This is a genomic window from Thalassobaculum fulvum, from assembly GCF_014652915.1.
In the GTDB taxonomy this organism is placed as follows: domain Bacteria; phylum Pseudomonadota; class Alphaproteobacteria; order Thalassobaculales; family Thalassobaculaceae; genus Thalassobaculum_A; species Thalassobaculum_A fulvum.
Genome location: NZ_BMZS01000001.1, coordinates 223,326 through 236,251 on the forward strand (window position 1 = coordinate 223,326; position 12,926 = coordinate 236,251).

General features: G+C 74.2%; 12 protein-coding genes. 7 read left to right on the forward strand and 5 right to left on the reverse strand.

Annotation, left to right across the window (positions count from 1 at the left end):
- Positions 1-4 precede the first annotated feature (4 nt).
- The 3 genes from rdgB to IE246_RS28090 all read left to right on the forward strand — a co-directional run bounded on the left by rdgB (position 5) and on the right by IE246_RS28090 (position 3,629).
- On the forward strand, positions 5-625 hold the full coding sequence (gene rdgB / locus IE246_RS01035) for an RdgB/HAM1 family non-canonical purine NTP pyrophosphatase (RefSeq protein ID WP_229836295.1): 621 nt from the start codon (positions 5-7) through the stop codon (positions 623-625).
- A complete protein-coding gene (hemW, locus tag IE246_RS01040; protein WP_189987047.1) occupies positions 606-1,820 on the forward strand; it encodes a radical SAM family heme chaperone HemW in 1,215 nt (404 codons plus the stop codon). Before rdgB ends, hemW begins: the two co-directional genes overlap by 20 nt.
- Before the next feature lie 81 nt (positions 1,821-1,901).
- Positions 1,902-3,629, forward strand: coding sequence for a glycosyltransferase family 4 protein (locus IE246_RS28090; RefSeq protein ID WP_189987048.1), 1,728 nt, complete (start codon positions 1,902-1,904; stop codon positions 3,627-3,629).
- A 4-nt stretch (positions 3,630-3,633) separates the two neighbouring features.
- Here IE246_RS28090 and IE246_RS01050 read toward each other — a convergent pair whose 3' ends face one another.
- The gene (locus IE246_RS01050) at positions 3,634-4,944 is read right to left on the reverse strand and encodes a penicillin-binding protein activator (protein ID WP_229836195.1); all 1,311 of its coding nucleotides are present in this window, start codon (positions 4,942-4,944) and stop codon (positions 3,634-3,636) included.
- Between the two features lie 111 nt (positions 4,945-5,055).
- Between IE246_RS01050 and IE246_RS01055 the strand changes: the two genes are divergently transcribed.
- The 4 genes from IE246_RS01055 (at position 5,056) to gshB (ending at position 8,007) form a co-directional block, all read left to right on the forward strand.
- Positions 5,056-5,418 carry a YraN family protein gene (locus tag IE246_RS01055; RefSeq protein ID WP_229836197.1) on the forward strand — a complete coding sequence of 121 codons (363 nt, stop codon included), beginning with the start codon at positions 5,056-5,058 and terminating at the stop codon, positions 5,416-5,418.
- 69 nt (positions 5,419-5,487) lie between these two features.
- Positions 5,488-6,087, forward strand: coding sequence for a BON domain-containing protein (locus tag IE246_RS01060; protein WP_189987051.1), 600 nt, complete (start codon positions 5,488-5,490; stop codon positions 6,085-6,087).
- A 10-nt stretch (positions 6,088-6,097) separates the two neighbouring features.
- Entirely contained in the window at positions 6,098-6,946 is an 849-nt protein-coding gene (locus tag IE246_RS01065; RefSeq protein ID WP_189987052.1) for a transglutaminase family protein, read from the forward strand.
- A 122-nt stretch (positions 6,947-7,068) separates the two neighbouring features.
- Positions 7,069-8,007, forward strand: a complete 939-nt coding sequence (gene gshB / locus IE246_RS01070) for a glutathione synthase (RefSeq protein WP_189987053.1) — start codon at positions 7,069-7,071, stop codon at positions 8,005-8,007.
- Positions 8,008-8,182: 175 nt separating this feature from the next.
- Here the strand turns inward: gshB and IE246_RS01075 are convergent, their stop codons facing one another.
- The 4 genes from IE246_RS01075 to IE246_RS01090 all read right to left on the reverse strand — a co-directional run bounded on the left by IE246_RS01075 (position 8,183) and on the right by IE246_RS01090 (position 12,782).
- On the reverse strand, positions 8,183-9,832 hold the full coding sequence (locus IE246_RS01075) for a Na/Pi symporter (protein ID WP_189987054.1): 1,650 nt from the start codon (positions 9,830-9,832) through the stop codon (positions 8,183-8,185).
- Between the two features lie 14 nt (positions 9,833-9,846).
- A complete protein-coding gene (locus tag IE246_RS01080; RefSeq protein WP_189987055.1) occupies positions 9,847-10,542 on the reverse strand; it encodes a hypothetical protein in 696 nt (231 codons plus the stop codon).
- 130 nt (positions 10,543-10,672) lie between these two features.
- Entirely contained in the window at positions 10,673-11,242 is a 570-nt protein-coding gene (locus IE246_RS01085; RefSeq protein WP_189987056.1) for a HutD/Ves family protein, read from the reverse strand.
- 22 nt (positions 11,243-11,264) lie between these two features.
- Positions 11,265-12,782 (reverse strand): YifB family Mg chelatase-like AAA ATPase, encoded by a 1,518-nt coding sequence (locus IE246_RS01090; RefSeq protein ID WP_189987057.1) that lies wholly within the window; start codon positions 12,780-12,782, stop codon positions 11,265-11,267.
- Between the last annotated feature and the right edge of the window lie 144 nt (positions 12,783-12,926).

Genomic DNA, 12,926 nt, shown 5'->3' on the forward strand with positions numbered 1-12,926 from the left:
CGGCGTGCCGGCCCGCCAGCTCACCGGCCCGGCCCTGCTGGTGGCCTCCCACAACCCGGGCAAGGTGCGTGAGATCCGCGAGCTGCTGGAACCGTTCGGGCTGGAGATCGTGTCGGCCGGCGACCGCGGCCTGCCGGAGCCCGAGGAAACCGGCACCACGTTCGCCGCCAACGCCGAGCTGAAGGCGCTGGCGGCCGCCCGGGCGTCGGGGCTGCCGGCACTGTCCGACGATTCCGGGTTCTGCGTCGACGCGCTCGGCGGCGACCCCGGGGTCTACTCGGCGCGCTGGGCCGGGCCGTCCAAGGATTTCCGGGTCGCCATGGCGAAGGTGTGGGAGGCGGTGCAGGCCTCCGGCTCCGACGCCCGCGGCGCCCGCTTCGTGTGCGCGCTCACCCTGGCCTGGCCGGACGGCCACACCGAGACCGTCGAAGGCGAAGTGCACGGCCGGATCGTCTGGCCGCCGCGCGGCGACAAGGGCTTCGGCTACGACCCGATGTTCCTGCCCGACGGCCACGACCTTACCTTCGGCGAGGTCGATTCGGAATGGAAACATTCGGTCAGCCACCGGGCCGACGCCTTCGCCAAGCTGGTGGAACGGTGCTTCGATGGCGGCCGGACGCGCTGACCCGGTGTCCACCGACGCGCTTCCCGTCGACGAGCCGATCGGGGTCTACGTGCACTGGCCGTTCTGCCTGTCCAAGTGCCCGTACTGCGACTTCAACAGCCACGTCGCCGCGGCGGTCGACCACGACCGCTGGCGGGCCGCGCTGGTCCGCGACCTGGAAGGCCAGGCGGCGCGGATCGGCCGGCGCCGGGTCGAGAGCGTGTTCTTCGGCGGCGGCACGCCGTCGCTGATGGCGCCGGAGACGGTGGCGGCGGTACTCGCCGCCGTCGGACGGCTGTTCCGGCTGTCCAACGACCTCGAGGTCACGCTCGAGGCCAACCCGACCTCGGTCGAGGCCGGCAAGCTGGAGGCGTTCCGCGACGCCGGGGTCAACCGGGTGTCGCTCGGCGTGCAGGCCCTGGACGACGCGGTCCTGAAATTCCTGGGCCGGGCCCACTCGGCGGAAGAGGCGCTGGCGGCGGTGGCGACCGCGCGCGAGCGGTTCGAGCGGGTCAGCTTCGACCTGATCTACGCCCGCCCGGACCAGAGCCCGGAGTCCTGGCGCCGCGAGCTGACCGACGCCCTGCGGCACGCCGCCGGCCACCTGTCGCTCTACCAGCTCACCATCGAGCCGACCACGCCGTTCCATTCCCTGCACGCCCGCGGTGCGTTCCGGCTGCCGGACGAGGACGCCGCGGCGGCGCTCTGGGACGTCACCCAGGAGACCCTGGAGGCGGCCGGGCTGCCGGCCTACGAGGTCTCCAACCACGCCCGGCCGGGCCAGGAATGCCGGCACAACCTGGTGTACTGGAGCTATCGCGACTACCTCGGTGTCGGGCCCGGCGCCCACGGCCGGCTGACCGAGCGCGGGCGCAAGGTCGCGACCCGGGCGCACCGGGCCCCGGCGCTGTGGCTGGAGCGGGTCGAACGCGAGGGCCACGCGCTGGTCGACGACCGGCCGCTGGCTCGCGACGAGACGCTGGTCGAGGCGACGCTGACCGGGCTGCGGCTCGCCGGGGGGGTGCCGCGCGAACGCTGGCACGCCCTGTTCGGGACCGGCCCGGAAACCCTGTTCGAACCCGCAACGATCGAGCTGCTGACCGGCGGCGGGTTCCTCGAGCTCGACGCCGAGGGTCTGCGCGCCACCGCCGCCGGCCGGACCCGCCTCGACGCCGTGACCGACCGCCTGCTGCGCGGGGTGACGCCGGCGGGCTGATCCCGCGAAACCGGATTGCCGTTTGCCCCGCCGGGGCGGATAAGCCTCGGCACCGCTTGCAGGATCGAAGGGGGAGGGCGGATGGCATCGCGGCTGGCGGTCTACTGGCCGGGGGCGCGCATCGGCGTCGGCGCCAATCTGGTCGGCGTGCATGTGGCGAATGTCGGGCTGTTCCGGGCGCTCGCCCGGTATGGCGGGTTCGAGCGGCTCGACGTGCTGTCGCACGCGACCATGGACCCGGCCGAGTTGGCCGAGGATCTGCTGGCCGACGATCTGCCGGGCCGGGACTTGCCGGCCGGCGCCGCCGCGGCCGGCGCCCTGGTCCCGGGCAGCGCCCTCGACGTCCAGCGGCTGGCCGAGACCGGCGCGATGCTGCGCGGCAGCCCCGACCTCGTCGATCTCGCCTGGCTGCGCCGCCAGACCCTGGGCGACCGGGCCTACAGCCTGATCGGGACGATCCACACGATCGCGCCGCCCGGCGTGCGCGGCCAGATCGCCGGCGCCGCCGTCGGCCCGATCCAGCCCTGGGACGCCCTGATCTGCACCTCCCCGAGCGTGCGGAGCGCCATGGAGCGGATGTTCGAGGAGTGGGGCGCCTATATCGCTGAACGGTTCGGCGGGACCCGGTGGTCGCGGCCGCACCTGCCGCTGATCCCGCTCGGGGTCGACGGCGCGAGGCTGGCGGCGCTGGCCGACCGGCCGGCGGTGCGGGCGGCGGTCCGCGAGCGACTCGACGTGGCGCCCGACGACGTGCTGGTGCTGTGGGTCGGCCGGCTGTCGTTCTTCGAGAAGGCGTTCCCGCAGCCGATGTTCCGGGCGGTCCAGGAAGCCGCCCGGGCAGCCGGCGCGCGGGTCCACTTCGCGATGGCGGGCTGGTTCCCGGACCCGGTGAAGGACCGCCAGATGTACGAGCAGGCGGCGCGCGCCTACGCCCCGGCCGTGCCGGTGCACTTCCTCGACGGCAACGACCGCGCCGGCGTCGCAGAGCTGTGGGCGGCGGCGGACGTGTTCCTGTCGCTGGTCGACAACGTCCAGGAAACCTTCGGCATCGCCCCGGTCGAGGCGATGGCGGCCGGCCTGCCGGTGGTCGTGAGCGATTGGGACGGCTACCGCGCCACCGTCCGCGACGGTCAGGAGGGGTTCCTGGTCCCGACCCTGCTCGGGTCGGCCGGGCGGTTCGGCCGGACCCTGGCGATCCGGCACGGCCTGCAGATCGACTCCTACCAGAGCTATGCCGGGATGGTGGCGCAGTCGACCGCGGTTCACGTCGGCCGGGCGGCGGACGCCCTGGCGGCCCTGATCCGGTCGCCCGGACTGCGACGGCGGATGGGGCAGGCGGGCCGGGCCAGGGTTCGCGAGGCGTTCGACTGGCCGGTGGTCGCGGCCCAGGTCAACGCGCTGGTCGACGACCTGGCGGCGATCCGCGCCGCGGCGCCGGCGGTGCCGGGCGATCGCGTCCTCAACCCGGTGGCGGGCGACCCGTTCCGCGCGTTCGCCGGGTTCGCGACCGGCGTGCTGTCGTCCCGGACGCCGCTGGCGGTCCGCCCGGGTGTCGACCGGTCCGACCTGGAGCGCACGGCCGGGGTCGCACTCGACAACCTGTATCCGTTCTGGCGGGCCTCGCCCCAGGAGTGCGCCCGGATCCTCGACCTGGTCGCCGGCGGCCGGGTGCGCACGGTCGGCGAGCTGCTGGCCGAGTGCCCCGAGCCGCAACGCCACCGGTTCGAGCAGGCCGTGCTGTGGATGGCCAAGCTCGGCCTGCTCGACTGGCTGCCGGATACCGAGACGCAGCCGGCCCCGGACGGCTGACCGCTCAGTTCAGCAGCGGCTCGAAGCTGGTCGGGGCCGGGTCCTCGATGTCGATCCCGCGCGGGGTCAGGGTCAGGACCGCCAGGCCGCGCTGGTTGCTGCCGTCCGGCATCAGGCGGAACAGCCCGTCGACCCCGGCGAAGCCGCTCGGCTGGGTCAGCGACTGCCGGTCGAAGGCCGGGCCGCCGGGCTGGCGCGCCAGCACCGCGGCCAGCGACACCGCGTCGTAGGCGAGCGAGGCGAGGCCGGCGGGCGGGGCCCCGAACACCGAGCGGTAGCGCTGCTCGAACGCCCGGCGGGTCTGCGGCGACGGGGCGGCGAACCAGCCGCCGGCAAGCGCCGGCTCGCGGCCGAGCTCGGGGTCGTTCCAGAGCGTGCTGCCGAGATACCGGACCTTGGTGTTGTCGATGTCGTAATACGCCATCAGCGGCGCCAGGTTGCGGATCTCGGCACCGCCGTCCGGCACCAGCACGGCGTCGATGTAGGGCGTGCCCTCCTCGCTGGCGCCGACCCGGCGGGCGAAGCGCTCGACCAGCGGGCCGTTCTCGGTGCCGCGGCCGGTCGGGTAGCTGTCCGAGGCGACCACCGATCCGCCGGTCCGCACCACCGCGGCGTTCAGCGCCTGCAGCGCGGTCGAGCCGTAGGCGTTGGCCGGCACCAGGGCGCCGAAGCGCGACAGGCCGCGGGCGCCGGCGTACAGCACCACGCGCTCGACCTGCTGGCCCGGCAACAGCCCGAACACCCAAACCCCGTCGCCCGCCACCGATCGGTCGTTGGAGAACGCGAGCACCGGCACGCCGGCCGGTCGGGCGACCGGCGCGACCGCCGAGACGCCGGCGGCGAACAAGGGTCCGATGATCATCCGGGCGCCGCCGTCGATGGCCTTGCGGGCGGCCGCGGCGGCGCCGTCCGGGGTCGAGCCGGTGTCGTGCACCGACAGCGCGAACGCGTCGTCGGCGATCTCGAACAGCGCGAGCTCGGCGGCGTTGCGCATGGCCAGCCCGACGCCGGACGCGCGGCCGCTGAGCGGCACCAGCAGCGCGACCATCGGGGGGCCGGCGGGCCGCGCCGGACCGGTGTCCGGCAGGCTGCGGCCGAGCTCCAGCGACCCGGCGGGCGGCACCGGTTGCGGCGCCGGTGGCGGCGCCGAGACGACCGGCGGCGGGGCCGGCGGCTGGCTCGGCGGCACCGCTACGGTCTCGCCACCGGCACAGGCGGCGAGCCATAGTGCCAGCAGCGCGACCCCGGCGCCGGCGGCGGTGCGGCGCATGGACCGCGGGTGGAGCGACGGGACACGGAGCGGCGGATGGCCCATGGATCAGTTCCCCGGTGACGGACGCCGACGGTGACGGACGCTAATCGAGCCCGCCGGCCAAGTAAACGCGCACGCGGTGGCGGGAATGCGGCGGCGCCCGGCGACGACCGCGTGGCGCGCCGCCGGGCGGCCGAACGGCGCGGCCTGCGGGCCGAGGCCTGGGCGGCGGTCTGGCTGACGCTGAAGGGCTACCGGGTGCTGGCCCGGCGGGTCCGGACCCCGGCCGGCGAGGTCGACCTGGTGGTGCGGCGCGGCGGCGTCGTGGTCGCGGTCGAGGTCAAGGCGCGGCCGAGCCTGGCGGCGGCGGTCGACTCGGTGTCGGCACGCCAGCGGCTGCGGGTGGCGCGCGGGCTGGAGAGCTTCCTGGCGCGACGGCCCGACCTGGCCGGCCTCGACCGGCGGTTCGACCTGGTCGCGATGCTGCCCTGGCGGCCGCCGGTGCATCTCGTCGACGTCTGGCGTCCCGGCCGGTGACGGCGGGCGCCGAAACCCCTAGATAGGGAGAACCGCTCGCCGCTCTTCCGACCGGATCAGGAGACCTCGATGCCGCGCAGCACACCCTCGGCCCCGCTTCTCGCAGTGCTCGTTGCGATCGCCGTCGGCAGCGCCGGCTGCACGCCTCTCGGGGTCGCCGTCGGTGCCGGGGCGGCGGGTGCCACCGCCACCCAGACCGAGAAGGGCTTCGCCGCGGCGGTCGACGACACCCGCATCAAGGCCGAGCTCAACGGCCTGTTCTTCAGGACCGATGCCGACCTGTACCAGAGCGTCACCTTCAAGGTCGAGGAGGGCCGGGTGCTGCTGACCGGCGTCGTCCCGAAGCCGGACGACCGGGTGCAGGCGTCCAAGCTGGCCTGGTCGGTCGACGAGGTGCGCGAGGTGCTCAACGAGCTGAAGGTGTCGGACGAGACCAGCCTGACCGACAAGGGCCGTGACGTCACCATCGCCGCCAAGCTGCGGGCCCGCCTGCTGGTCGACGACAAGGTCTCGCTGATCAACTACTCGATCGATGTGGTCAACCAGACCGTCTACATCATGGGCGTGGCGCGCACCGAGGCCGAGCTGCAGCGCGTGCTCGGCACCGCCCGCGACATCGCCTACGTGCGCCAGGTGGTCGACTTCGTGCGGGTGGCGAAGCCCGGATGAGGGTCCGTCCGTGAGCCCCGAGACCGCGCGCGCCGCCCTCGACGCGGTGGCGGCGGCCGGCGACGCGCCGCTGGCGATCGCCGAGACCGCGCTGGCGCTGGCGGTGCTCGACCGCGCCGCCGCCGGGCTGCCGGCGCCGGAGACCCGGGCCTGCCTGGAGGCGCTCGACGCCACCGTCGCGGCGGTTGCCGAGGCCGAGTCCCGCGGCGTCGCGCCGGCCGCCGCCCTGGCCGCCGGGATCGCCGGCCGGCTCGGCTATACCGGCGATACCGAGACCTACGACGACCTCGCGAACGCCGACCTGATCCGCGTAGTCGAGCGCCGGCGCGGCCTGCCGGTGGCGCTCGGCATCCTGTACATCCACGCCGCCCGGGCCCGCGGCCACCGGGCGGCCGGGCTCAACGTGCCCTCGCACTTCCTGATCGGGGTCGAGGCAGGGGAGCGGTCCGGCGAGGCGCGCCAGTGGGCGCTCGACCCGTTCAACGGTGGCCAGCCGCTCGGCTCCGAGGCGCTGCGCGAGCTGCTGCGCCGGGTCGCCCCCGGGGCCGAGGCTTCGCCGGCCGCCCTGGCGCCGGTACCCGACCGGGCGGTTCTGTTGCGCTTGCAGAACAACATCAAGCTGCGGCGCCTGCAGGCCGGCGACACCGCCGGCGGCCTGGCGGTGCTGGACCGCATGCGGCGGATGGCTCCCGAGCTGCCGGATCTGGTTCACGAACAGGCCGCGGTTCTGGCGGCGACCGGGGCGCTGAAGGCGGCGAGCGGGGTGCTGCGCGAGTGGCTGGATGCCGGTCACGGCGATCCGGCGACCCGGCGGGCGCTGGAGGATCGGCTCGCCGGCATCGGTTCCCGGCTCAACTGACACAAGTTCCGCGCCGCCACCGTGCAAGCCTCTTGCGCCGCGGCCGGCCGCGATGGATGGTCGGCCAGCCTCACGCAACGATGGCCCCGGCTCGGGGCGAGCACAGTTCAGGGAGACCGCCCATGGCCCTCGAGGTCGCGATCCAGATGGATCCCATCGAGACCGTGTCGATCCACGGCGACAGCAGCTTCGCGCTGGCGCTGGAGGCGCAGAAGCGCGGGCACCGGCTGTACCACTACCTGCCGCGCCACCTGACCTTCAAGGACCGCCGGGTCACGGCGAAGGCGGCGCCGCTGGAGGTCCGGCGGGTCGAGGGCGACCACTTCACCCTGGGCGAGCGCTCGGCGGTCGACCTGTCGACCATGGACGTGGTGCTGCTGCGCCAGGACCCGCCGTTCGACATGAGCTACATCACCACGACCCACGTGCTGGAGCACATCCACCCGAAGACCCTGGTGGTGAACGATCCGGCCAGCGTCCGCAACGCCCCCGAGAAGCTGTTCGTGACGCATTTCGAGGGCCTGATGCCGCCGACGCTGATCGCCCACGACCCGGACGAGATCAGGGCGTTCCGCGACGAGCACAAGGACATCATCGTCAAGCCGCTGTTCGGCAACGGCGGCGCCGGCGTGTTCCACATCAAGCCGGACGACGAGAACCTGAACGCGCTGCTGGAGCTGTTCACCCAGTTCTACCGCGAGCCGGTGATCGTGCAGCGCTACCTGCCGGAGGTCCGGCAGGGCGACAAGCGGGTGATCCTGGTCGACGGCAAGGGCGTCGGCGCCATCAACCGGGTGCCGGCGGCCGGCGAGGCGCGCTCCAACATGCATGTCGGCGGCAAGGCCGTGAAATGCGAGATGACCCGGCGCGACCACGCGATCTGCGAGGCGATCGGCCCGGAGCTGAAGCGGCTCGGCCTGGTGTTCGTCGGCATCGACGTGATCGGCGACTACCTGACCGAGATCAACGTGACCTCGCCGACCGGCATCCAGGAGCTGTCGCGGTTCGACGGCATCGACGTGCCGGCCATGCTGTGGGACGCCATCGAGGCGAAGCTGTAGATCCTGCGGTGGAGCGGCGGGTGGGTTCCGGCTCTGTGCGACTGCGTCGCTTCGGCCGGAATGACGAAAAGAGAGGGTGGGCAACGATCCTTCGCGCCTCAGACACCCTCCATTGTCGTCATTCCGAACGGCCGCGCCAAGGCGCGGGCGATCCGGAAACCACCGGCATGCTGCCTCAGTCCGACGGTCCATGCCCGCGCCCCAGCAGCAGGGCGTAGCGGCGGGCTAGCCAGACCGTGCGCTCGAACAGCGCGGTGGCGGCGTACAGGGTGTCGTGCTGCTCGGCCGTCAGGCTGGTCTCGGCGGCGATCCGGCGGCGCAGCGCGTCCATGGTCTCCGAGCGGTCACCGCTGAGCGACAGCAGCATGGCCACGTCCTCGGCCGGTACCCCGCCGGCCTGTCCGGCCTCGTGGTCGAGCGCATCGGCCGCCGTGACCAGCAGGGCGTGCTGGCTCTCGACCAGGGCCTCCAGCAGGCCGTGCAGCCGGTCCCGGTCGGCCGAGCCCCGTACCGCTGGGCCGAGGCCGCGATAGGGTGCCGAGAGCTGGCGGTCGACGGTGTCGACCAGCTCGCCCAGCAGCTGGTTGCGCTTCTCGAGCTGCAGCACCGCCAGCATGAGCTCGCGCGAGGTGGTGGCGTCGAGCAGCTCGGTCAGGAACACCTCGCAGCGCGCCACCAGGTTGCGGCTGGCGTCGAGCAGGGCGCCGTAATCGGCCTCCGGCCCGACCGCGTCCGGCCTGACCGAGTCGAGCAGCAGCGGCAGGCGGGCGAAGATCCGGGCCTGCTCGCGCCGCACCAGCTCGATCGCCGATTCCGGGTCCTCGACCGCCTGGTCGTACAGGTAGCGCGGCCGCGACAGCCGCTCCTCCTCGCTCTCCGGCGCCGCCCGTGCGGCCAGCGCCAGGGCCGGGCGGGCGAGCGGCAGCATCGCCAGGGCGGCGACCAGCTGCAGCGCCAGGTACAGCAGCGCCACCGCCCGGTCGGGTGCCGCGGTCGCCGCCGCCCGCACGGCATCGCCGCCGGGAATCGCGAAGACAAGGTCGGCGAGGTAGAGCGGCAGCAGCAGGCCGACGCCGGCGATCTTGGCCATGACCTGGACCAGGGCGATCTGCCTCCCGCTGCCGGTCAGGTTGGCCGACAGCAGCCAGACGCTGAGGCCGGAGCCGACGCTGGCGCCGAACACCAGCAGCGCGGTCTGGTCGACGGTCAGCAGGCCGGCGGTGCTCAGGGTCACCGCCACCACCGACACTGTCGCCGAGCTCTGGGCCACCAGGGTCAGGCCGGCGCCGACCATGAAGGCCAGCGGCGGCCAGCCGGCCGCGAATGTCAGGATGTCGGCGACCGCCGGGATCGCCCGCAGGTGGCCGCCGCTCTCCTTGACCATCACGATGCCGAGGAACAGCAGCGCCACCCCGAGCGCCGAGCCGAGGGCGTGCCGCCAGCGCGGCGCCCGGTCGAGGTTCAGGAAGTAGCCGAGGCCGGTGGCGGCCAGCAGGTACATCACCAGCAGCCGCAGGTCGATCACCGCCAGCAGCACCAGCACCGAGGTCCCGACATTGGCCCACACCACCAGCGGTACCGCCCGGCGGGCGTTCAGCAGCCCGGCCGAGATCATGCTGACCACGATGAAGGTGATGGCGCTGCTGCTCTGGGTGACCGCGCCGGACAGGGTGCCGACCAGGGCCGCCGGCACCGGGTTGCCGGTGGCGCGGGCGATCAGCCGCCGGAACCAGCGGCCGCTCAGCTCCTTCAAATTGCCGCCGATCAGCCGGATGCCGATGAAGAACAGGCCGAGCCCGGCGGCGATGTCTCCGGCGATCTCCATGGCGGGGCCGGCGGTCAGCGCCGCCGCAGTGCCCTGAGGGCGAGCACCAGCGTCAGCAGCACCAGCGCGATGCCGGCGGCATGCACGCCGATCAGCACGTTGCGCTGGAGCGCCGTCATGGCCTCGACCTTGGCCTCGACCGCCTGCCGGCGGGCGGCGGCGAGCTCGCGGACCCGGGCGACCAGGGTGTCGAACGCCTCGGTCAGCGGCCGGTCCATGCCGCGCACCGAGCGGTCGGTCTCCCAGGCGGCATCCGGCCTGCCCGGGTCGAGGGCGTCGAGCGCCGCGGCGTAGCGGGTCTTCAGGTCGGCGTGCAGGGCCAGCACGGCGTCGACCGCATCGGTCGCCATGCCGAGTTCGGCGACCCGCTCGCGCACCTGGCCGAGCCGCTGCTCGACCAGCCCCTCCTGACCGTGGAAGGCGTCGCGGTAGCGCAGCAGGTCCTTCGGATCGTGGCCGCGCAGCAGCACGTTCTTCCATTCCTGGACCTGGGTCTTGAACGCCACCTGGGCTTCGCGCGCCAGGTCGGTGGTCTCGATCAGCCGCTCGGTGACCTTGGCGTAGGCCTCGGCCTCGCGCCGGATCCGGTCGAGCCCGTACAGCGCGATCACGTTGATCACCACCAGGACCAGCACCAGGGTGCCGGCCAGCTTCACCAGCTGCCGCCGGGCGGCCTGGCGGTCGCCGAAGCCGGTCTCGGTCGCCGCCATGCGCTTGTCCTCCCCGCCGCTTGCCTCTCCCGCCGGCGGGTATAGCACGGATCGCTGCCGCCGGGCGCTGCCGGAACGGTCAAGTCGTTGATGTGCAAAGCTTCGACGGCGGTCGAAGGGAGGGGCCGGGTCACTGGTCGGGCAGCAGCTCGATCAGCCAGGCACTGCCGCCGGCGATAGTCACCGGGAGCCCGGCGGCCCGGTCGAGCCGCAGCGCGTCGTGCCGGGCGAGGTCGAGCGGCGCGGTGACGTCGACGGCGGCCCGGCACGGGGTGTCCGCGAGTACGAAGGCGATGGCGGTGCCGGCATCGAGCGTCGCCGACCCGGCGATCCGCCGGACCCGGCTGCGGAACCGGCCGCGCCGGGTCATCACGTTCAGGTCGGTGATCGGCCCGTCCGGCAGGGTCGCCGACACCGCCGCGTCGGCCGGGAAGGCGAACGGCGCGGCCCCGCGCTCCAGCCGCACCGGCCCACCGGGCAGGCCGTGCAGCACCAGCCCGTTGCCCTGCAGGACGGCGAGCGTGCGGTCGACGCCGGGGAATGCCGAGAACGGCCCGTCGGCGGCCACGACCGCCATGCTGATCCGCCAGTCGAAATCGTCGAGACCGGCGCCGTCGGGCGCGACCGCGATCTCGGTCGTGGAGCCACCGCCGTTCTTCCACGGCATGGTGCGGTGGGCGGCGGCGCGGAGGATCTGCATGGTCGGTCGGCCCGGCGGTGGTTCAGGTACCCGCACGATAGCCCAGCGCCTCGGCGACGTGCACGCGGGAGACGCCGTCGGATCCGTCCAGGTCGGCCAGGGTGCGGGCGACCCGCAGCACCCGGTGGTAGCCGCGGGCCGACAGTTTCAGGCGCTCGGCGGCCAGCCGCAGCAGGTCGAGCCCGGCCGGGTCCGGCTCGGCGACGGCGGCCAGCACCTCGCCGTCGGCCTCGGCGTTGGTCAGGGTGGCGCCGGACCGGTCGAGCGCCCGGTAGCGGTCGGCCTGCAGCGCGCGGGCGCCGGCGACCCGGGCGGCGACCTCGGCCGAGCCCTCGGCCGGCGGCGGCAGCGCGAGGTCGGCGGCCGCGACCGCGGGCACCTGGACGGTCAGGTCGAAGCGGTCGAGCAGCGGGCCGGACAGCCGGCTCTGGTAGTCCTGGGCGCAGCGCGGCGCCCGCCCGCAGCTGCGCGACGGGTCGGCCAGATGGCCGCAGCGGCACGGGTTCATGGCGGCCACCAGCTGGAACCGCGCGGGGTAGGTGACGTGGTGGTTGGCGCGGGCGATCACCGCCTCGCCCGTTTCAATGGGTTGCCTGAGCGCGTCGAGCACCTGGCGCGGGAACTCGGCGAGCTCGTCCAGGAACAGCACGCCCCGGTGGGCCAGCGACACCTCGCCCGGCTTGGCCCGGGTGCCGCCGCCGATCAGCGCCGGCATCGAGGACGAGTGGTGCGGGCTGCGGAACGGCCGGGCGCGGTCGATCCGGCCGCCCTTCAGCTCGCCCGCCACCGAGCGGATCATCGAGGCCTCCAGCGCCTCGGCCGGGGTCAGGGCCGGCAGCAGGCCCGGCAGGCGGGCCGCCATCATCGACTTGCCGGCGCCGGGCGGGCCGACCATCAGGAGGTTGTGGCCGCCGGCCGCCGTCACCTCGAGCGCCCGCTTGGCGGTCTCCTGGCCCTTGATGTCGCGCAGGTCGGGGTAGCGCGGCTCGGGGCCGGCGCCGGCGCGCGGCGGCTCGGGCAGCACCTGGACGCCGCGCAGGTGGTTCAGCAGCGACAGCAGGTCGGGGGCGGCGATCACCTCCAGGTCGTCGGCCCAGCGCGCCTCCGGCCCGCAGGCCTCCGGGCAGATCAGGCCGCGGTGGCCGGCCGCCGCAGCGGCGATCGCCGCCGGCAGCACCCCGGCCACCGCGGTGATGCGGCCGTCCAGCGCCAGCTCGCCCATCGCCACCCGGCCGGCCAGGTCCTCCATCGACAGCGCCCCGAGCGCCTGCAGGATGGCGAGCGCGATCGCCAGGTCGAAATGGCTGCCTTCCTTCGGCAGGTCGGCCGGGGCCAGGTTGACGACGATCCGCTTCTGCGGGATCGCCAGGCCGAGGGCCGACAGGGCGGCGTGCACACGCTCCCGGCTCTCGCCGACCGCCTTGTCGGGCAGACCGACCACGTAGATGCCGGGCCAGCCGCCGCCGCCGACATGGACCTGGACGTCGACCGCGAGGGTCTCGATGCCGCGGAACGCGGCGGTGGCGACGCGGGCGGGCATGCGGCGGCTCCGTTCGGCTGATCCCGCCGCGGCTATGGGGCGGCCAGGGCAGTTTCCGCCCGGTCTGCCCGAGTTCCGCGATGAATCAAGGGATTGGCCGGCGATCCCGAAGTCGAATGCCGACCGGTTCGATTTCGAGAGGTA